The sequence below is a fragment of the Rhodovulum adriaticum genome (genome assembly GCF_004345735.1).
Taxonomy (GTDB): domain Bacteria; phylum Pseudomonadota; class Alphaproteobacteria; order Rhodobacterales; family Rhodobacteraceae; genus Rhodovulum; species Rhodovulum adriaticum.
In genome coordinates, this window is sequence record NZ_SLXL01000002.1 from 339,653 (window position 1) to 358,295 (window position 18,643).

The window sequence follows — 18,643 nt, forward strand, 5'->3', positions numbered from 1 at the left end:
CAACCGGGCGTTCCGTGGGCGCCAAACCGACGAGGAGTCCAGCTATGGGCCAGATCGACATCACCTTCCCCGATGGTAACGTCAAAGCGTTCGAGGCCGGGATCACCCCCGCCGAGATCGCCGCAGGCATTTCCAACTCTCTGGCGAAAAAGGCGATTTCCGCCAATGTGAACGGCGCCCACTGGGATCTGCAATGGCCGATCACCGAAAATGCCGCCGTCGCCATCAACACGATGAAGGATGACGAACCGGCGCTGGAACTGATCCGGCACGACCTGGCCCACATCATGGCCCGCGCGGTTCAGGAAATCTGGCCCGACGTAAAGGTCACCATCGGCCCCGTGATCGACAACGGCTGGTATTACGATTTCGACCGGGAAGAGCCCTTCACGCCCGAGGATCTTGGCCAGATCGAGGCCAAGATGAAAGAGATCATCAACCGCCGCGATCCCGTTACCACCGAAATATGGGACCGCGACCGGGCGGTCGCCTATTACGAGGCGAACGGCGAACCCTACAAGGTGGAACTGGTCGGCATGATCCCCGAGGACCAGCCGATCCGCATGTATTGGCACGGCCACTGGCAGGATCTGTGCCGCGGCCCGCATCTGCAACACACGGGCCAGGTGCCCGCCGATGCGTTCAAGCTGATGAAAGTGGCCGGCGCCTACTGGCGCGGCGACAGCGACCGGCCGATGCTGCAACGGATCTATGGCGTGGCCTTCAAGACCCGGCAAGAGCTGAAGGATTACCTGACCTTCCTGGAAGAGGCCGAAAAGCGCGACCATCGCCGCCTGGGCCGCGAGATGGGGCTGTTCCATTTCGAGGAGGTGGCGCCCGGCTCCGTCTTCTGGCACCCGCATGGCTGGCAGTTGTTCCAGACCCTGATCGGCTACATGCGCCGCCGCCAGGAAGCCGCCGGTTATGTCGAGGTGAACTCACCCGACATCATGGAGCGCGCGCTTTGGGAAAAGTCCGGCCACTGGGAGAACTACCGCGCCAACATGTTCCTCGCGCAGACCCAGGATGATCGCGACTATGCGCTCAAGCCGATGAACTGTCCGGGGCACATGCTGATCTATGGCCAGGGCGTCAAAAGCTACCGCGATCTACCGTTGAAGATCGCGGAATTCGGCAAGGTCCACCGCTATGAACCGTCCGGCGCCCTGCACGGCCTGTTGCGCGTGCGCAGCTTTACCCAGGACGACGCGCATATCTACTGCACGCCCGATCAGCTGACCGAGGAATGCCTGAAGATCAACGACCTGATTCTGTCGATCTACAGCGATTTCGGGTTCGAGGACGTGCGTATCAAGCTCTCGACCCGGCCCGAAAACCGCATCGGAAGCGATGAAAGCTGGGACCGGGCCGAAGACTCGCTCCGCACCGCGCTGGACAGCGCTGGCCATGATTACACGATCTTCGAAGGGGAAGGCGCGTTCTACGGCCCCAAGCTTGAATACGTGCTGCGCGACGCGATCGGCCGGGATTGGCAATGCGGCACCTTGCAGGTCGATTTCAACCTGCCCGAGCGGTTCGGAACGACCTACGTGACACAGGCAGGCGCGCGCGAATACCCGGTCATGTTGCACCGGGCGCTCTTCGGGTCGCTTGAGCGTTTCATCGGCATCCTGATCGAGAACTTTGCAGGCAAGCTGCCGTTCTGGCTGGCCCCGCGCCAGGTGGTCGTGGCCTCTATCGTGTCGGATGCCGACGATTACGTGTACGAGGTGGTCAACGCGCTGCGCGAACGCGGGATCCGGGCCGAGGCCGACATCCGCAACGAAAAGATCAACTACAAGGTGCGCGAGCATTCCGTCGGCAAGGTGCCGGTGATCCTGGCCATCGGCCAACGCGAGGTCGAAGAGCGCACCGTGACCGTGCGCAGGCTGGGCGAGAAGCAGACCAAAACTGTAACATTGGACGAAATCGTCGCCGACCTGGCAGTCGAGGCGACCCCGCCCGACCTGGCCTGATCGCAATCCCCCACCCTATTGAGAAGGCGTCGGTTTTCCGGCGCCTTCTGCATTTTTGCAGACCTCCTGTGCGCGCACGCGAAAGGTCACGCCCCGTCACGGCGGCGTGCTGCACCGGCCTGTGACTGGCAGTTGAACGACGCTCCGCGCTCACTTGGCCCTGTCGCAAGGGATGCGACATGGGAAACCCCAAGGGAGAGTAAGACATGAGCAACACCAAGACCACGCTGGCGCTGGCCGGCGCCCTGACTGCGGCGATCGCCGCGCACACCGCCACCCCCGCCGCCGCGCAGGCGAACGAAAAATGCTACGGCGTTTCGCTGGCGGGCGAAAACGACTGTGCCGCCGGCCCCGGCACCACCTGCGCGGGCACCTCCAGCGTCGATTACCAGGGCAACGCCTGGTCGCTGGTCCCCGCTGGCACCTGCGAAACGATGGACCTGCCGGGCGATCGTATGGGCTCGCTTGAGCCGCTGATGCGCGACTTGCCGTCCTGATCGGATATCCGGCCCCGGGCACAGCCCCGGGGCCGCCATCATTCAACGGAGGACGCCATGCTCGACACGACACACCCCAGCCTGCCGCCGCGGCCCGGCGTCGGTTTCAAGGCACAGCATTTCAGCGACATTCAGGCCGATCCCGGCCCGGTCGCCTGGCTGGAAATCCACGCCGAGAATTACATGGGCGACGGCGGCCGCCCGCTGGCCCAACTGCGCGCGCTGGCCGAACGGTTCCCGATTTCGGTTCATGGGGTGGGCCTGTCAATCGGGGGGGAGGGGCCGTTGGATACCGACCACCTGGCGCGGCTGAAACATCTGGTGGACTGGCTGAACCCCGCCAGTTTTTCCGAACACCTGGCCTGGTCCACCCACGAGGGCGCCTATCTGAACGACCTGCTGCCCCTGCCCTATATGCAGGACACGCTGGCCCGCGTCTGCGATCACATCGACCGGGTGCAGCATACGCTTGGCCGGCGGATGCTGCTGGAAAACCCCGCGACCTATCTGGAATTCGCGGAAACCGAGATGACCGAAACCGACTTTCTGGCCGCGATCGTGCGGCGCACGGGCTGCGGGCTGTTGCTGGACGTGAACAACGTCCACGTTGCCTGCACCAATCGCGGCGCCGACCCGGTGGCCTATCTCGACGCCCTTCCGCTGGATCAGGTTGGCGAAATTCATTTGGGCGGGCACGATGCCCAGCAGGATGAACATGGTAATCCCCTGCTGATCGACAGCCATGGCGCACAAGTGGCCGATCCTGTCTGGGCGCTGTACGCCCATACAATCGCGCGGGGCGGCATCCGCCCCACCCTGATCGAGTGGGACACCGACGTGCCCGACTGGCCGGTGCTGGCCGCCGAGGCCGCGCGCGCCGCCACCCTTGCCGCCGAGGTTGCGGCATGAGCGGTCAGCACGCCTTTGCCGCGGCCCTGCTGGCGCCGCGGCTGGACCCGCCTGCGGGGCTGCACGGGCGGGGCGGGCGCGGGGCCGGACGCCGGTTCGACATCTACCGAAACAACGTGGTGGCCAGCCTGATCGCCGCGATGGAAACCGGGTTTCCCGTGGTTCGGGCCCTGGTCGGGGCAGAGTTCTTTACCGCGATGGCCGGGGAATTCGTGCGTGCCCACCCGCCGAGCTCGCCGCGGCTGATGCTCTATGGCACGGCCTTTCCCGTGTTTTTGGCCGCGTTCGCGCCGGTTGCGCATCTGGGCTACCTGGCCGATGTTGCGCGCCTGGAACTGGCCTTGCGCGAAAGCTATCACGCCGCCGATGCCACACCGCTGGACCCGCGGATACTGACCACATACACCGCCGAGGATCTGGCACGCATGCGGTTGCGCCTGGCCCCCGCGTTGCGGCTGATCCGGTCCGACTGGCCGGTCCTGGGGATCTGGCAGGCCCATCACGGCGGACGCCCGCCGCAGCCGGGCCCGCAGGACGTGTTGATCGCGCGGCCCGGTTTCGATCCCGTGCCCCTGCTGCTGCCACAGGGAGGCGGGGCCGTGATCGCCGCGCTGAAAGAGGGCAAATCGCTGGGCTCGGCACTGGAATGCGCGGATTCAGAATTTCAGGATTCCGATATTCTAGAGCTTTTGAACATTCTTCTGAAACATGGCGCGATCTGCGGCTTTCAGGGTGAGGGACACAATGCATAGCACTATAAAAAAATATGAAAATTTCATACCGTCTATCGAAGAGAGAAGCGCAAAGCCGATCTTGACGACACTCGTGCGTTTCACTTTTGCTGCATCTTTACTGATCTACTTCTGGGCCTCCGCCCTGACCAAGCATGGCGACGGCCCGTTGGGCCTGATCCAACCCGCCCTAGGGGCGTATGCGCAGATCTTCCCCCGCGCGATGGCGGCGGCGGGGTTTGATGTGGGTGCGCTTGCCCCCTGGCAGCACGCGGTCGTCATCGCCGGCACCTGGGCCGAATTCCTGCTACCCGCACTGCTGCTGATCGGGCTTGCAACGCGACTGGCCGCGCTTGGCATGATCGGGTTCGTGTTGGTGCAGACCGCGACCGACCTGATCGGGCACGGCGCGCTGTCCGACCCGGTGACCTTGGGCGCGTGGTTCGATCGGATGCCGGATGCGGCGATTCTGGACCAGCGGTTGATCTGGGTCACGCTGCTGGCCGTGCCCGCGCTGCTGGGGGGCGGGCCGCTGTCGGTGGATGGCTGGCTGCAACGCCGCCGCGCCGCTTACAGCAGGGCGGCCTGAACCTCCGGCCCCCAGCCCAGATACAGATCGCCGCCCGCATCGATGACCGGCCGTTTCATCAGCGCGGGGTGGGCGGCCAACAGATCGGCGGGCGGGGCGGCACGCTCATCTTCGGACAGGCCCCGCCAGGTGGTGGAACGGCGGTTTATCAACGCCTCCTCACCAAAGGCGCCAAGGAAACGGCTCAGGTCTTCGCCGCTCATCGGTTCTGCGCGCACATCGCGGAACGTGACTGGGTGACCAGTGGCCTCCAGTGCGCGGCGGGCCTTTCGGCAGGTGTCACAGTTTTTCAGGCCAAAGAGGATCATCCTTGCCTCCTTTGTCATCACACGGTGGCTGCGACGGCGGCGCGACCGCTCGGCGCTTGCTTTTGCCCCGATTCGCCCCCCATCCTCAATGTGTGACGGCAGACGACTGGACGACCGCTCCTCCTTCAGGGGCAGCCGGAAGACTGGAAGACCTGGCTGTGACCTACCGTGCCGCAATCCCGCGGGCGCGGAACGACGATAGGAGTGGAAGATGCCTACCGGCACCGTGAAATGGTTCAACACCACCAAGGGCTATGGCTTTATCGCCCCCGATGATGGCGGCAAGGACGTTTTTGTGCATATCTCGGCGGTGGAACGCGCCGGCATGACCGGCCTCGCCGACAACCAGAAGATCGGCTACGAACTGATCGAGGGCCGCGACGGCCGTCAATCTGCGGGCGACCTGAAAGCGCTGTAAGCGCAGCCCATGCACGCGCCCCATGCGGGGGCGGTATGCGTCCGCCCCCGTTCAAACCCGCTGCGTTATTGCAGTTCCTGCCGGCCCGGGTTGCCGTGGCGCAGGTGATATACGCGACCGGCATAATCGGCCGGTACATCCTCAAGGCTATCAACGACGATATAGCGCGGCTGGTAGGTTCCGCCGCAGCTGATCATCCCGTTGAACTTGACCGGCTGCAGGCCGTCGGGGCAGTAATTCACCTTGTGCGGCACAGGCTGCGGGGCCGGGGTATTCGGATCGTGCGGGCGGGTCATGTCCTGCCACGCCGCAGCAGGTCCGGCGACCAGTGCGAAGGAGAGGGCCAACAGGCCGGATTTGGTCAACATTTCCATTCCCCTAGACAAATTGTAACACCGCTCGAAAATATTTGTTCTCAAAGTGTTACAGCTTTGCCCCAGCCTGTCAAAGGATGATTGGCCCGCCCCCGCCCGCACGCAACGCCCTTGACCGGTGCCGCCATCGCCTCGACAGTCCCGGCATGGTACGCGAATTGGAAGAACTGGAAACCCTGCTGGCTGCGGCGGAAACGCTGCAAGAGATCCAGTCGCGCCGCAAGGCCATCGCCCGGTTCGCGGTCGAGGATCTGGCAAAGACCGGCCCCGGCTCGTCCGTCTTCGAGGGCCGGTATGCCGACAGCCCCGCGATACTGAAGCTGTTCCACGGACCAGAGCGGACCGAACGCGCCCGCGCGCAGAAACGCGAATTGACCCGACTGGGCGCCTTTATGGCCACCGGGCGGTTTCGCGTGGCCCCGCTGCTGAATGCCTGGCCGGGCGAAGGGATCACCGTCACCGCGCGGATCGAGGGCACGCCCATGGACGCGATGCTGGCCGATGCGCCCCCCACGGATCGGGATGCCTTGCTTGGCGGGGCGGGCCAATGGCTGGCCCACCTGGTTTCCAGGGCGACCCGGCAACACAGTTTCGGCGGGCGGTACTGGGTGCGGGTGCGCACCGCCGATCTGAGCGATATCACCGATGGCCCGGATGGCGCGCTGGCCGCCGCCCTGGCCCAGCGGTTGGCCCAACGCCTGCCTGCGGTTGCCGGTGCCACCGTCACGCAGGCCCGCTGCCACAGCGATTTCGCCCCCGCAAACCTGATCGTGACGCCAGCGGCGCTTTATGGCGTGGATATCCAGAACGCCAACTGGCTGCCGCTGGTCAAGGATCTGGCCCGGTTCCTGGTCTATCTGGAAACCCGCCATCCCCGCAGCAGGGCAGAACGCCCCCTCGGCATCGCGCAGCCGGATATCGACGCGCTTTGCGCGCCCTTGCAGCGGTATTTCACCCCGATCGACCGCAGCCGCCTGCTGCCCTTCTTCATCGGGGTGGAACTGGCTGACAAGTTCGCAACGATCGACCGCGCCGCGCCGCGCGCCGACAATCTGCGCCGGGCGATCACGGCCTATCTGCGGGCACCGACCACCGCCCTGCCCGGCTAAGGGGTGGCCCTGAAAGATCAGGCCAGGCGCCCGTCCTCCAGGTGCAGGATGCGATCCATGCGCGCGGCCAGCTCCAGATTATGGGTGGCGATCAGGGCGGCCAGGCCGGTCTCGCGCACCAGCCCCATCAACGCGCCAAAGACCGTGTCGGATGTTGCCGGGTCCAAGTTGCCGGTGGGTTCATCCGCCAGCAACAGCCGCGGCCCGTTGGCCAACGCCCGGCAAAAGGCGACGCGCTGCTGTTCCCCGCCGGACAGGGCCGAGGGCCGGTGATCCGCCCGCGCCCCCACCCCGACCGAGACCAGCAAGTCACGCGCCCGCGCCTCGGCCACCCGGGCCCGCACGCCCGCGGCCAGTTGCGGCAGCACGATGTTTTCCAACGCGCTGAACTCCGGCAGCAGGTGGTGGAACTGGTAGACGAAACCGATATCGGCCCGCCGCGCCATGGTCCGCCGCCGGTCGCTGGCGCCGGTCATTTCCTGCCCGCCGATCCGCACGCTGCCCCGATCGGCGGTGTCCAGCAGCCCGGCGATATGCAACAGCGTGGATTTCCCCGCCCCCGAGGGCGCGACCAGCGCGACCACCTCGCCCGGCGCGATGGCCAGCGAGGCCCCGCGCAGCACCTGCACCTCTGAGGGCAGGTCGCGGTTATAGACCTTTTCCACGCGCTCCAGCGCCAGCACAGGCTCACTCATAGCGCAGGGCCTCCACCGGGTTCATGCGTGCCGCGCGCCGGGCCGGGAAGATCGTGACGACAAAGGACAGGCCCAGCGACAGCATCACCGCCGAGGCCACGTCGCGCCCCTGCAGCTTGGCCGGCAGGTCATAGATGCCCCGGATCGACGGATCCCACACCCCGCCCCCGGCGACATAGTTCACAGCGGAAAAGATCGGGTCGATATAGATCGCGAACAGGCAGCCCAGCACCACCCCGGCCCCGGTGCCGATCAGCCCCACCGACGCCCCGCAGATGAAAAAGACGCGCAGCACCGCACCCTCTGTCAGGCCCATCGTACGCAGGATGCCGATGTCGCGGCCCTTGTTCTTGACCAGCATGATCAAGCCGGACACGATATTCATCGCCGCGATCAGCACCAGGATCGACAGGATGATAAACATCACGTTGTCCTCGACATCCAGCGCGCGCAGGAACGACCCCGACGCATCGCGCCAGGTCCACAGCAGCACCCGTTCGCCGCCCGCGCGGATCAGGGCGGGGGCCATGTCGTCCACCCGCTCGGGGTTTTCGACCATCACTTCCAGTTCGTCCGCCGCCCCTTCGGAGTTGAAGAAGCTCTGCGCCTCGGCGAAGGGCAGGTAGGCGCGGGTGCGGTCGATGTCGTAGCGCCCGGCGGTAAAGATATAGACCACCTCATAGGCGTTCACCCGCGGACTGGTGCCAAAGGGGGTCTTGACGCCGTCGGGCGAAATCAGCCGGATGCGGTCGCCCACGCCAACCCCCAACTCGCGCGCCACGCCAGAGCCGATGGCGATGCCCTGGGGAAAATCGGCGATGTCGCCGGACGATTCCTGCGCGTCGGCAACGCGGGGAATGGTGGCCAGGTCCGCGGGCGAAATGCCGTAAACCTCGACCCCCGCGTTGCGACCGCGCCCGGCGGCCATCACCTGCCCGCGCACCAGGGGGGCAACGCGCGTCACGCCGGGCACTGCGCGCAGGCGCTCGGCCATCTCGCGGTAATCGGTGATCGCGCGGCTGGTCTGCCCGTCCTCGGTCACATGGACGGTGGAATAGACCGTTACATGGGCATTGGCGCCCAGAATCGTATCGACGAATTCCGCGCGAAACCCGGCGCGCACCGCCAGCGTGGCGATCAGCGCGAACACGGCCAGCGTGATGCCGATCAGCGAAATCCAGGTCATCACGCTGACCCCGCCCTCGGCCCGGCGGGCACGCAGATAGCGCCAGGCAATCATCCATTCGAAGGGCGCAAAGGGAGCGGTGCGATTGGCCAAGGCGATGTCCTGTCGGGTCCGGTCGGCCGGACAGTGGGGGCACCGACGGGCGGCGTCAAGCGGCTAGGGGCGGCGCGGTGCCAGGCTCACGCGAACCGGCCACCGCGCTCGATCACCTCGATCTGATAGCCATCCGGGTCGGCCACGAAGAAGAAGCGCGCGACCCGTTCCCCCGCCGGGGCGAAATCGACGATCTTGCGGGGGGCCAGCCCCTCGGCCCGAAAGCGGGCGTGTTCGCCCTCCAGATCCTCGACCGTGACCGCCAGGTGGCCATAGCCGTCGCCCAGGTCATAGGGCGCGGTGCGGCCCTTGTTCACGGTCAACTCGACCTCGAACGCGGTTTCGGGATTGCTAAGGTAAATCAGCGTGAACTCTGGAAAATCCAGCCGCGCGGCCACCTCCAGCCCAAAGGCACGGCGGTAGAAATCGACCGAGCGGGCCTCGTCCAGGACGCGGATCATGCTGTGTACGGCTTTGGCCATCGGCAATCTCCTTGTTCCCCGCCTCTCAGCTCACAACCAGGTGTGGAAACTGGATTTCGCCATCGGTTCCCAATGCCCGGCGGTGTGATGGGACGCATAGATCTCGGCCACCTTCGCAACCGCCGCCTCGGGCGTCATTTCCTCGCTTTCGCCGGTGCGGCGGCAGGTCAGCTCAACAACGCCGTTCTTCAGGCCGCGCGGGCCCACGGTGATCCGCCAGGGCAGGCCGATCAGGTCCATCGTGGCGAACTTGGCGCCGGCGCGTTCCTCGCGGTCGTCATAAAGCGGTTCCAACCCCTTTTCGACCAGCGCCTTGTAAAGACCGGCACAGGCGGCGTCGGCTGCGGTATCGCCCTGTTTCAGGTTCACGATCCCGCAATGGAAGGGGGTCACGCCCTCGGGCCAGATGATGCCGTTTTCATCATGGCTGGCCTCGATGATCGCGCCGACCAGGCGCGACACGCCGATGCCGTGGCTGCCCATGTGGACCGGAACACGCTCGCCCTTGTCGTTGGTCACCACCGCGCCCATCGGTTCGGAATACTTGGTCCCGAAATAGAAGATCTGCCCCACCTCGATCCCGCGCGAGGTCTTGCGCCGATCCTCGGGGATCTGAGCGAACAGCGCCTCGTCATGGGTTTCATCGGTGCGCGCATAGGGCGTGGTCCATTCCTTGACGATGGCGGTGCATTCCGCGCGATCGTCGAAATTCACCTGCCGATCGCCAAAGGTCAGATCCAGGATCGCGCTGTCATAGAACACTTCCGACTCGCCGGTATCGGCCAGCACCAAGAATTCGTGGGTATCGTCGCCGCCGATGGGCCCGCTGTCCGCGCGCATCGGGATCGCCTTCAGGCCCATCCGTTCATAGGTGCGCAGATAACTGACCATGTGGCGGTTATAGGCGTGGATGGCGCTGTTGTAGTCGGTGTCGAAATTATAGCCATCCTTCATGTAGAACTCGCGCCCCCGCATCACGCCAAAGCGCGGACGGATCTCGTCGCGGAACTTCCACTGGATATGGTACAGCGTCAGCGGCAGATCCTTGTAGCTGCCGACATGAGAGCGGAAGATGTCGGTAATCAGCTCTTCGTTGGTCGGCCCATACAGCATGTCGCGCCCGTGCCGGTCGGTGATGCGCAGCATTTCCTCGCCGTAATCGTCGTAACGGCCGGATTCGCGCCACAGGTCTGCCGATTGCAGCGTAGGCATCAGCATCGGGATATGGCCCGCGCGGATCTGTTCCTCGTGCACGATGGCCTCGATCTTTTTCAGAACCTTGAAGCCCATGGGCAGCCAGGAATAGATCCCGGCGCTGGCCTGTTTGATCATGCCGGCGCGCAGCATCAGCCGGTGGCTGGCGATCTGGGCCTCGGACGGGGTTTCCTTAAGGACGGGCAGGAAGTAGCGGGACAGGCGCATTTTCGTCTCTTGCCTCAGCGGTGGACATTGCGCCCCGTCTATGCCATCGCGCCCGGCCAGACAAGCGGCGGGCTTGCACGCGCGGCGCGACTGGGCAAAGACTGAGGGGAACAACAACAGGGGGCCGCCATGGCCTTGCCGGTACGCGAACAGGTCACATACTGGGGCGCCGCATCGGCGGTGTTCTTTGCGCTGCTGTGGTTCCTGGGGGACGTGATGACGCCGTTCCTGATCGGGATGGCGGTGGCCTACTTCCTGGACCCGGTCGCGGACCGGCTGGAAAGGATCGGCTTTTCCCGCGTCCTGGCCACGGTGACGATCACGCTGGCCGCCGTCATCGTGTTCGCCATCGCGGCACTGGTGCTGGTGCCCAAGCTGATCGATCAGGCCGTTTCCCTGATCAACATAGCCCCCGAGATGGCGCGCCAGTTCCAGGCCTTCGTGACCGAGCGTTTTCCCGCGCTGGACGACAACGGATCGACCGTGCGGCGCACGCTGGTGGCCGTCGGCGACGCGATCAAGTCGCGCGGGGACGAATTGCTAAACGGGGCGCTGGCCTCGTTGGCCGGCGTGGTGAACCTGTTGCTGCTGGTCGTTTTGGTGCCGGTCATCACCTTTTACCTGCTGATGGACTGGGACCGCATGGTCGCCCAGGTGGACAAGCTGTTGCCGCTGGACCACGCCCCCGTCATCCGCCGCCTGGCCGCCGAGATCGACGCCAGCCTGGCTGGCTTTATCCGCGGACAGGTCACAGTCTGCCTGATCCTGGGGGCGTTTTATGCTGCCGCGCTCAGCCTGCTGGGGCTGAATTACGGGCTGATCGTGGGGTTCATCGCCGGGCTGATCTCCTTCATCCCGTTCGTGGGCTCGGTCGTGGGCGGGGTTTTGGCCATTGGCCTGGCGCTGTTCCAGTTCTGGGGGGCGCCGTGGATGATCGGGGCGGCGGGCGCGATCTTCGTTGCCGGGCAGTTCCTGGAGGGCAATATCCTGACGCCGAAGCTGGTGGGCGGCTCTGTCGGGCTGCACCCGGTCTGGCTGATCTTCGCCCTGTCCGCGCTTGGCGCCGTGTTCGGCTTTGTCGGGTTGCTGACGGCGGTGCCGATCGCGGCCGTTCTGGGGGTGCTGATCCGCTTTGCCATCGCGCAATACCGCGATAGCCGCCTTTACAAGGGGCTGACCTGGCACCACGTCGCGCTGGAGGACGAGGCGCGCGAGGGGGACGATACCTGACATGGCCCGGCAATTGATCCTGGACCTGCCCGTGCGCCCGGCGCGGGGGCGCGACGATTTCTTCGTTTCGCCGGCCAACGCGCTGGTGGTCACCCAGGTCGAGGCCTGGCGCGACTGGCCGCAGGGCAAACTGCTGCTGATCGGTCCCGAGGGGGCGGGCAAGACGCACCTGGTCCATGTCTGGGCCGCCCTGACCGGGGCAGAGGTGATCGACGCCCTGGACCTGGCCGCTGCCGATCTGCCCGGATTGGCGGCCACCGGCGCCGTGGCCGTGGATGGCGCCGACCGGATCGCGGGCACCCGCCCGGACGAAGAGGCGCTGTTTCACCTGCACAACCTGCTGCTGGCAGAGGGCGGCGCGCTGTTGCTGACCGCGCGCACCCCGCCGCGGGACTGGCCGCTGCTCCTGCCGGACCTGGCCAGCCGGATGCAGGGCACCGCGACGGCGCATCTGGACGCGCCCGACGATGCCTTGCTGGCTGCGGTGCTGGTCAAGCTGTTCGCCGACCGCCAGTTGACCGTTCAGCCCGACCTGATCCTGTACCTGCTGGGCCGGATGGAACGTTCGATGGCCGCCGCCGCGCACATCGTGGCCCAGATCGACCGCGAGGCGCTGGCGACCGGGCGCCGCCCCGGCCCCCGCCTGGCGCGCGACCTGCTGGACAAGCCCCCGCCCGGGGGCCGATAACTGTCATCTAGATTTCACACGGACCACAGATAAGCGCGCGCATGACACAGGCAGATTTCCTCACCGCCCCCCGCCCCGAGCCGATCGAAATCCCCGAAGCACAGCGCACGGGGCCCAAGCGCTTCTTCAACCGCGAACTGTCCTGGCTGGGCTTCAACTGGCGCGTGCTGGAGGAGGCGTCAAACCCGCGCGTCCCCCTGCTGGAGCGGGTGCGCTTCGTGTCGATCTCTGCCACCAACCTGGACGAATTCTATACCGTTCGCGTGGCGGGCCTGCGCGAACTGGCAAAGAAGGGCAACACCACGCCCGCCGCCGACGGGCTGACCCCGGCCGAACAACTGGTCCTGATCGACCGCGACGCGCGCAAGCTGTTGCAGGCCCAGCAGGCCGCCTGGAACAAGCTGAAGCGCGAGATCGAGGATCAGGGCATCCACATCCTGACCCGCTCGCGCCTGACCAAGGGCGACCGCGAAACGCTGGCCGATCATTTCCTGCACAAGGTCTTTCCGGTGCTCTCGCCCCTGGCGATCGATCCGGCGCACCCCTTCCCGTTCATCCCCAACACCGGCTTCTGCCTGGCGCTGCAGCTGGAACGGGAACGCGACGGCAAGGCGTTGCAGGCGCTGCTGCCGATCCCCCACCAGGTGCAGCGGTTCATTCCCCTGCCCGCCCCCGAGGGGCAGAACCGTTTCCTGCCGCTGGAGGAATTGCTGCTGATCCATCTCGGCTCGCTCTTCCCGGGCTACCGGATGGTGGGACACTGCACCTTCCGCGTGCTGCGCGACAGCGACCTGGAACTGGAGGAAGAGGCCGAAGACCTGGTCCGCGAATTCGAGGTCGCGCTGAAGCGACGCCGCCGCGGCGAAGTGGTGCGCATGAAAATGTCCGCCGGCGCCCCCGAGGAACTGCGCTCTGTCATCATGGAAGAGTTGCATATCGGCGAGGAAGAGGTGATCGAGATCCGCGGCCTGATCGGCCTGGCGGACCTGTCCGAACTGGTGCTGGACGACCACCCCGAACTGCTGTGGAAAAGCTTTACCCCCCGCGTGCCGGAACGGGTGCAGGACCACGAGGGCGACATGTTCGCCGCCATCCGGCAAAAGGACATGCTGCTGCACCACCCCTATGAAACCTTCGACATGGTGGTGCGGTTCCTGCAACAGGCCGCCCGTGATCCCGACGTGGTGGCGATCAAGCAGACGCTGTACCGCACGTCCAAGAACTCTCCCATCGTCGAGGCCCTGTGCGAGGCCGCCGAGGACGGCAAGTCGGTCAGCGCGCTGGTCGAACTCAAGGCCCGCTTCGACGAGGCGGCCAATATCCGCCAGTCCCGCCGGCTGGAACGGGCGGGCGCGCATGTGATCTATGGGTTCATGAACTACAAGACCCACGCCAAGATCAGCACCGTCGTCCGGCGCGAGGGCGACCAGCTGGTGACCTATACCCATTACGGCACCGGCAACTACCACCCGATCACCGCGCGGATCTATACCGACCTGTCGCTGTTCACCTGCGACCCGGCCCTGGGGCGCGACGCGACCAAGGTGTTCAACTATGTCGGCGGCTATGCCGAACCCGAGGGGATGGAAAACCTGGCCATCTCTCCGCTGACGCTGAAATCCACCCTGATCGAACGCATCGGCCAGGAGGCCGAGCATGCCCGCAACGGGCGCCCCGCCCATATCTGGGGCAAGATGAACTCGCTGATCGAGGCCGACGTAATCGACGCGCTTTACGCGGCCTCCAACGCCGGGGTGAAGATCGACCTGGTGGTGCGCGGCATCTGCGGGCTGCGGCCGGGCATCAAGGGCCTGTCGGAAAACATCCGGGTGAAATCCATTATCGGCCGCTTCCTGGAACATTCCCGCATTGTCTGTTTCGGCAACGGGCATGGACTGCCCTCGCCGCAGGCGCGCGTCTACATCTCGTCCGCGGACTGGATGGGGCGCAACCTGAACCGCCGGGTGGAAACCCTGGTCGAGTGCATGAACCCCACGGTCAAGGCGCAGATCGTCGATCAGGTCATGGCCGCCAACATGGCCGATGAGGCGCAAAGCTGGGTGATGCAGCCCGACGGCCATTTCGTCCGCGCCCCCGCGGGCAAGGACGCGTTCAACTGCCACCGCTTCTTCATGGAAAACCCCTCGCTCTCGGGTCGTGGCACGGCCGGGGCGGGCGATGTCCCGATCCTGGCCAAGGCAGGCGATTGACGGCCCCTTACAGGGTTTGGCACAGTCGCATTTCGGGCCACGGGGGAGTAGAATATGGACGCCAGCGCCGAGGAAAGGGCCGAGGCTTGGGATCCGTTTGGCCGCCCGTTGTTCGGCGGCCCCGAGGCGCGGGCGCTGTCCCGCGTCGGTGTGGTCGATATCGGATCAAACTCTGTCCGTATGGTGGTGTTCGACGGGGCGGCGCGCAGCCCGGCCTATTTCTTCAATGAAAAGGTGATGTGCGGCCTGGGCGCGGGCCTGGGTGAAACCGGGCACCTGTCGCCCAAGGGGCGCGAACGGGCGCTTGGCGCGCTGAAACGTTTTGCCCTGCTGGCCCAGGGCATGGGCGCAACGCCGCTGACCGTGGTCGCCACCGCCGCGATGCGCGACGCCGAGGACGGGCCAGAGTTTCGCGCCCTGATCGAAAAGGAAACCGGCCTGAAACCGTGGGTCATCGACGGCACCGAAGAGGCCCGGCTGTCGGCCCAGGGCGTGCTGCTGGGCTGGCCGGGGGCCGAGGGCGTGGTCTGCGATATCGGCGGCTCGTCCATGGAACTGGCCGAGTTGCGCGGCGGCATGGTCGGCGCGCGGGGCACCTCGCCGCTGGGACCGCTGAAGCTGCGCGATGTGCCCGGCGGCAAGAAGGGGCTGGCCGCCTACATCGCCGAAGAGGTCGAGAAACTGGCCGCGCTGATGCCCCCTGCCCCCAGCCGGCTGTATCTGGTGGGCGGCTCGTGGCGGGCCATCGCACGGCTGGACATGGAGCGGCGGGGCTATCCGCTGACCGTGCTGCACGAATACCGGATGACGCGCAAATCGCTGCTGGCCACCCTTGACTGGATCGCCGAGAACGACCCCGACGAGTTGCGCGCACGCACCGGCACCTCGTCGGATCGGATGGCGCTGGTGCCCTTGGCGGGCCAGGTGCTGCGCAAGCTGGTGGCCGTGCTGAAACCCCATGAAATCGCCGTGTCCAGCTACGGCATCCGCGAGGGGCTGCTGTACGAACAGATGCCCGCCGAACTGCGCGCCCGCGATCCCCTGACAGAGGCCTGCCGCTTTGCCGAGGCGGCCTCGGCCCGGCTGCCGGGGTTCGGCAAGCGGCTGTACAATTTCGTGCTGCCCATCTTTGGCGCAGCCAGCCCGGCCAAGCGGCGCATCATCAAGGCCGCCTGTCTGCTGCACGATACCGCCTGGCGCGCCCATCCCGATTACCGCCACGAGGTGTGCTTCGATTCCGCGACCCAGGCCAACCTGGGCGGGCTGGAACACTGGGAACGGGTCTATATGGGCGTGGCGCTGCTGCACCGCTACAAGAACAACCGATCGGGCAGCCGGTTCGAACACCTGTTCGAGATGCTGACCCCCGACCAGTTGCGCGAGGCCGAGGTACTGGGCAAGGCGATGCGCTTTGGCGCGATGTTTTCCACCGAGGGGCCCGACCGCCTGGCAGAGTTGCGCCATTTCCCCAAGAAACGGGTTCTGGAACTGGTGCTGTCACCCGGTGCCGAGCCCCTGTTCGGCGAGGTGGCGCGGGCGCGCTTTGCCTCGCTTGCGAAATCGCTGGGGGTGGAAACGACGGTGCGGCTGCGCAAGCGCTGAGCGCGCTACAGCTCGACCTCGCCATCCGGGCCGACCGGCGGCAGATCGCCACCTTCGCCCTGTTGCTTGCGGCGGATGATGATGTCGCCGTTGGGCAGTTTTTCAGGCAGGTGATAGGCGTCGATGTCGTCGATCAACTCCATCAGCCGGGTCATCGCCGGCTCCATCTCCTCGACCAGCGCGCGCATCCGCGGCTCCAACTCGTCGCCCAGCCCCCGCAGGAACAGGCGCATACCCTCGTTCAGCAGGTCCATCCCCTCGCGCAGGTCGCCGGGTTCCTCCGCCTCTTGGGCGGCGGCGGGCGAAAGCGTGACAAGCGCGGCAAGCGTGAGGGCAGCGATGCGTTTCATGGCCCCAATATAAGCAGGCCCGCCCGCAATGGAAGCTAGAGCGCGATATCCAGCGTCACCGGGAAATGGTCCGAGGCGGTCAGCAGCGCCTCGCGCAGCTCGGGCACGCGATACAGCGCGGGGTCGTCGAACGGGTGCCAGATCCGCCAGTCGGGCGCATGGCCGCGCAGGTCGGGTGAAACCATGATATAATCCAGCAGCGCCGACAGATAGCGCCCCTCGGCACCGATGTAGAAGCGCGCGGTGCTGGGCTGCGCGGCCAGCCGCCCCTGCAAGGCCTGCCGGGCATGCGGATCGAAAAGCCGCCGCTCCGCCGGGCCGTCCTGTCCCAGCACGATTTCCACGCCCGAGCGGCCAAAGAGCTTTTCGTATTCGTCCAGGCCGGGACCGTCGTTGAAATCGCCCAGCACGATCAGGCTGTCCCCGGCGTCCAGATGCGCCTCTACCCGTTGGCGCAGCCAGATGCACTGCGCCAGTTGCTTGCGCCGGTTCTGAATGGAAATGCGCATCACCTCGTCGGGGGTGGACGCGCCGTGCGGGGCCTTGGATTTCACATGCACCCCGATCAGGCGCAGCCGCGTCCCGGCCTCGGTCTGCATGTCCAGTTCCAGGGGAGGCTTGGAAAACCGGATCAGGTCCGGGGCGGTGTCCACGTCCACGTCCCAGCGGAACACCCCGTCAAAGCGCGGCGCGTCGCCCGACCCCTTCTTGCCGGTGGGATCGCCGCGCGGATCGTGGCGCACGGTCAGCCGGTCGGGATCGTAAAGCAGCGCGATTTCCTGCTGCGTGTCGTTCTGAAACCCCACGATGGCCCGACGGGCACGCAGATGCATGACGCGGGCAAAGTTTTCCAGCGCAGGCACGGTGGCGCGGCGGCCGTTATGGTCGGGCGCCTCGACTATCAGCACCGCATCGGCATCCAACGCGGTGAACACGATCCCCAGCGCCGCGATCTGATCGGCGCGGCGCACATTCTGCCGGCCCGACCATCCGTCATCGTCCCGCAGGTTGCCCTCGTCGTCGAACAGGCTGTCGAACCATTCGACGTTATAGGTGGCCAGCCTCATGCGGCGCGGTCTGCCAGGATCCGCTCCCACGCGGCGTTGATGGCGATCAGGCGTTTTTCGGCCAGTTTCACCGCCTCTTCGGGCACGCCGCGGGCCTGCATGCGGTCCGGGTGGCATTCGCGCACCTCGTTGCGCCAGACCTTGCGGATACGATCCAGATCGTCGTCGGGATCGACGCCCAGCACCGTATAGGGGTCGGGCGCCGCATCGGGCACGAAACGGGCGCGCAGGGTGGTGAACTGGCGCGGGCTGAGGCCGAAGATTTCCGCCACGCGCGACAGGAACGCATCCTCACCGGGGTGATAGGCGCCATCGGCCATGGCGATGAAGAACAGCCCCTCCATCAGGTCACAGATCGCCTGCCGGTCGTTTCGGAACATGCGCGCGATGCGGGCCGCGTATTCCTCGAACCCGGCCACATCCTGCCGCGCCAGGTTGAAGACCCGCGCGGCGTTGCCCTCTTCGGCGGGGGGGATGGTAAAGACCTCTCGAAAGGCGGCGACCTCGTCGCGGGTGACATGCCCGTCCGCCTTGGCCATCTTGGCCCCCAGCGCGATCACCGCGATGGTGAACCCCACCGAGCGTTCGGGCGGGGTGCGCAGCCGGTCGAACACCGTCGCAAGGCTTTCACCCTGCGCCAGCGCGGAAACGGCATCGGCGATACGGGACCAAAGAGACATGGCCGCACACTACCCCTGCCCGGCGGG

At 66.1% G+C, this 18,643-nt stretch carries 20 protein-coding genes; 11 read left to right on the forward strand and 9 right to left on the reverse strand.

Going from position 1 to position 18,643, the window contains the following annotated elements:
- Positions 1 to 44: 44 nt before the first annotated feature.
- From thrS to EV656_RS05045, 5 genes are all read left to right on the forward strand, one after another.
- The gene (gene thrS, locus EV656_RS05025; protein ID WP_132600261.1) at positions 45 to 1,976 is read left to right on the forward strand and encodes a threonine--tRNA ligase; all 1,932 of its coding nucleotides are present in this window, start codon (positions 45 to 47) and stop codon (positions 1,974 to 1,976) included.
- A gap of 206 nt (positions 1,977 to 2,182) precedes the next feature.
- The gene (locus EV656_RS05030) at positions 2,183 to 2,473 is read left to right on the forward strand and encodes a BufA1 family periplasmic bufferin-type metallophore (protein ID WP_132600264.1); all 291 of its coding nucleotides are present in this window, start codon (positions 2,183 to 2,185) and stop codon (positions 2,471 to 2,473) included.
- 57 nt (positions 2,474 to 2,530) lie between these two features.
- Positions 2,531 to 3,382, forward strand: a complete 852-nt coding sequence (bufB, locus tag EV656_RS05035) for an MNIO family bufferin maturase (RefSeq protein ID WP_132600267.1) — start codon at positions 2,531 to 2,533, stop codon at positions 3,380 to 3,382.
- Complete coding sequence (locus tag EV656_RS05040) at positions 3,379 to 4,134, forward strand: HvfC/BufC N-terminal domain-containing protein (protein ID WP_132600270.1); 756 nt, start codon at positions 3,379 to 3,381, stop codon at positions 4,132 to 4,134. The genes bufB and EV656_RS05040 overlap by 4 nt, the downstream gene beginning before the upstream one ends.
- Before the next feature lie 73 nt (positions 4,135 to 4,207).
- The gene (locus EV656_RS05045) at positions 4,208 to 4,702 is read left to right on the forward strand and encodes a DoxX family membrane protein (protein ID WP_425057163.1); all 495 of its coding nucleotides are present in this window, start codon (positions 4,208 to 4,210) and stop codon (positions 4,700 to 4,702) included.
- Here EV656_RS05045 and EV656_RS05050 read toward each other — a convergent pair.
- Complete coding sequence (locus tag EV656_RS05050; protein WP_132600277.1) at positions 4,684 to 5,010, reverse strand: ArsC/Spx/MgsR family protein; 327 nt, start codon at positions 5,008 to 5,010, stop codon at positions 4,684 to 4,686. The genes EV656_RS05045 and EV656_RS05050 overlap by 19 nt on opposite strands.
- A 211-nt stretch (positions 5,011 to 5,221) precedes the next feature.
- Between EV656_RS05050 and EV656_RS05055 the strand changes: the two genes are divergently transcribed.
- Complete coding sequence (locus EV656_RS05055; protein WP_132600280.1) at positions 5,222 to 5,428, forward strand: cold-shock protein; 207 nt, start codon at positions 5,222 to 5,224, stop codon at positions 5,426 to 5,428.
- Positions 5,429 to 5,493: 65 nt separating this feature from the next.
- On the opposite strand, the gene EV656_RS05060 is transcribed toward EV656_RS05055, so the two are convergent.
- A complete protein-coding gene (locus tag EV656_RS05060) occupies positions 5,494 to 5,796 on the reverse strand; it encodes a hypothetical protein (RefSeq protein WP_132600284.1) in 303 nt (100 codons plus the stop codon).
- Positions 5,797 to 5,948: 152 nt separating this feature from the next.
- On the opposite strand from EV656_RS05060, the gene EV656_RS05065 reads away from it, so the two are divergent.
- On the forward strand, positions 5,949 to 6,911 hold the full coding sequence (locus EV656_RS05065) for a phosphotransferase (protein ID WP_165918937.1): 963 nt from the start codon (positions 5,949 to 5,951) through the stop codon (positions 6,909 to 6,911).
- A gap of 17 nt (positions 6,912 to 6,928) precedes the next feature.
- Here EV656_RS05065 and EV656_RS05070 read toward each other — a convergent pair whose 3' ends face one another.
- The 4 genes from EV656_RS05070 to proS all read right to left on the reverse strand — a co-directional run bounded on the left by EV656_RS05070 (position 6,929) and on the right by proS (position 10,789).
- Complete coding sequence (locus tag EV656_RS05070; protein WP_132600290.1) at positions 6,929 to 7,606, reverse strand: ABC transporter ATP-binding protein; 678 nt, start codon at positions 7,604 to 7,606, stop codon at positions 6,929 to 6,931.
- Positions 7,599 to 8,885 (reverse strand): lipoprotein-releasing ABC transporter permease subunit, encoded by a 1,287-nt coding sequence (locus EV656_RS05075; protein ID WP_132600293.1) that lies wholly within the window; start codon positions 8,883 to 8,885, stop codon positions 7,599 to 7,601. The genes EV656_RS05070 and EV656_RS05075 overlap by 8 nt, the downstream gene beginning before the upstream one ends.
- A gap of 86 nt (positions 8,886 to 8,971) precedes the next feature.
- Positions 8,972 to 9,367: a VOC family protein gene (locus tag EV656_RS05080; RefSeq protein WP_132600296.1), complete on the reverse strand. Its 396-nt coding sequence runs from the start codon at positions 9,365 to 9,367 to the stop codon at positions 8,972 to 8,974.
- A 30-nt stretch (positions 9,368 to 9,397) separates the two neighbouring features.
- Positions 9,398 to 10,789, reverse strand: a complete 1,392-nt coding sequence (proS, locus tag EV656_RS05085) for a proline--tRNA ligase (protein WP_132600299.1) — start codon at positions 10,787 to 10,789, stop codon at positions 9,398 to 9,400.
- Positions 10,790 to 10,918: 129 nt separating this feature from the next.
- On the opposite strand from proS, the gene EV656_RS05090 reads away from it, so the two are divergent.
- From EV656_RS05090 to EV656_RS05105, 4 genes are read left to right on the forward strand one after another with little or no spacing between them, the layout of a single operon-like run.
- Positions 10,919 to 12,019 carry an AI-2E family transporter gene (locus EV656_RS05090; protein WP_132600302.1) on the forward strand — a complete coding sequence of 367 codons (1,101 nt, stop codon included), beginning with the start codon at positions 10,919 to 10,921 and terminating at the stop codon, positions 12,017 to 12,019.
- A gap of 1 nt (position 12,020) precedes the next feature.
- Positions 12,021 to 12,707 (forward strand): P-loop NTPase family protein, encoded by a 687-nt coding sequence (locus tag EV656_RS05095; RefSeq protein ID WP_132600305.1) that lies wholly within the window; start codon positions 12,021 to 12,023, stop codon positions 12,705 to 12,707.
- 41 nt (positions 12,708 to 12,748) lie between these two features.
- Positions 12,749 to 14,917, forward strand: a complete 2,169-nt coding sequence (locus tag EV656_RS05100; RefSeq protein WP_132600308.1) for an RNA degradosome polyphosphate kinase — start codon at positions 12,749 to 12,751, stop codon at positions 14,915 to 14,917.
- 54 nt (positions 14,918 to 14,971) lie between these two features.
- Complete coding sequence (locus EV656_RS05105) at positions 14,972 to 16,519, forward strand: Ppx/GppA family phosphatase (RefSeq protein ID WP_132600311.1); 1,548 nt, start codon at positions 14,972 to 14,974, stop codon at positions 16,517 to 16,519.
- Between the two features lie 5 nt (positions 16,520 to 16,524).
- Here EV656_RS05105 and EV656_RS05110 read toward each other — a convergent pair whose 3' ends face one another.
- Genes EV656_RS05110 through EV656_RS05120 form a run of 3 tightly spaced genes read right to left on the reverse strand, consistent with a single transcriptional unit; the run spans position 16,525 to position 18,616 of the window.
- Positions 16,525 to 16,869: a hypothetical protein gene (locus EV656_RS05110; protein ID WP_132600314.1), complete on the reverse strand. Its 345-nt coding sequence runs from the start codon at positions 16,867 to 16,869 to the stop codon at positions 16,525 to 16,527.
- 35 nt (positions 16,870 to 16,904) lie between these two features.
- On the reverse strand, positions 16,905 to 17,936 hold the full coding sequence (locus EV656_RS05115) for an endonuclease/exonuclease/phosphatase family protein (protein ID WP_132600317.1): 1,032 nt from the start codon (positions 17,934 to 17,936) through the stop codon (positions 16,905 to 16,907).
- Entirely contained in the window at positions 17,933 to 18,616 is a 684-nt protein-coding gene (locus EV656_RS05120) for a molecular chaperone DjiA (RefSeq protein WP_132600319.1), read from the reverse strand. The genes EV656_RS05115 and EV656_RS05120 overlap by 4 nt, the downstream gene beginning before the upstream one ends.
- Positions 18,617 to 18,643 lie beyond the last annotated feature (27 nt).

Coding starts and splice junctions, on each gene's coding strand:
- EV656_RS05050 (WP_132600277.1), bottom strand. CDS start 5,010: ATGATCCTCTTTGGCCTGAAAAACTGTGACACCTGCCGAAAGGCCCGC.
- EV656_RS05040 (WP_132600270.1), top strand. CDS start 3,379: ATGAGCGGTCAGCACGCCTTTGCCGCGGCCCTGCTGGCGCCGCGGCTG.
- EV656_RS05030 (WP_132600264.1), top strand. CDS start 2,183: ATGAGCAACACCAAGACCACGCTGGCGCTGGCCGGCGCCCTGACTGCG.
- proS (WP_132600299.1), bottom strand. CDS start 10,789: ATGCGCCTGTCCCGCTACTTCCTGCCCGTCCTTAAGGAAACCCCGTCC.
- EV656_RS05095 (WP_132600305.1), top strand. CDS start 12,021: ATGGCCCGGCAATTGATCCTGGACCTGCCCGTGCGCCCGGCGCGGGGG.
- EV656_RS05060 (WP_132600284.1), bottom strand. CDS start 5,796: ATGTTGACCAAATCCGGCCTGTTGGCCCTCTCCTTCGCACTGGTCGCC.
- EV656_RS05090 (WP_132600302.1), top strand. CDS start 10,919: ATGGCCTTGCCGGTACGCGAACAGGTCACATACTGGGGCGCCGCATCG.
- EV656_RS05065 (WP_165918937.1), top strand. CDS start 5,949: ATGGTACGCGAATTGGAAGAACTGGAAACCCTGCTGGCTGCGGCGGAA.
- EV656_RS05070 (WP_132600290.1), bottom strand. CDS start 7,606: ATGAGTGAGCCTGTGCTGGCGCTGGAGCGCGTGGAAAAGGTCTATAAC.
- EV656_RS05105 (WP_132600311.1), top strand. CDS start 14,972: ATGGACGCCAGCGCCGAGGAAAGGGCCGAGGCTTGGGATCCGTTTGGC.
- EV656_RS05115 (WP_132600317.1), bottom strand. CDS start 17,936: ATGAGGCTGGCCACCTATAACGTCGAATGGTTCGACAGCCTGTTCGAC.
- EV656_RS05100 (WP_132600308.1), top strand. CDS start 12,749: ATGACACAGGCAGATTTCCTCACCGCCCCCCGCCCCGAGCCGATCGAA.
- EV656_RS05110 (WP_132600314.1), bottom strand. CDS start 16,869: ATGAAACGCATCGCTGCCCTCACGCTTGCCGCGCTTGTCACGCTTTCG.
- thrS (WP_132600261.1), top strand. CDS start 45: ATGGGCCAGATCGACATCACCTTCCCCGATGGTAACGTCAAAGCGTTC.
- bufB (WP_132600267.1), top strand. CDS start 2,531: ATGCTCGACACGACACACCCCAGCCTGCCGCCGCGGCCCGGCGTCGGT.
- EV656_RS05120 (WP_132600319.1), bottom strand. CDS start 18,616: ATGTCTCTTTGGTCCCGTATCGCCGATGCCGTTTCCGCGCTGGCGCAG.
- EV656_RS05080 (WP_132600296.1), bottom strand. CDS start 9,367: ATGGCCAAAGCCGTACACAGCATGATCCGCGTCCTGGACGAGGCCCGC.
- EV656_RS05055 (WP_132600280.1), top strand. CDS start 5,222: ATGCCTACCGGCACCGTGAAATGGTTCAACACCACCAAGGGCTATGGC.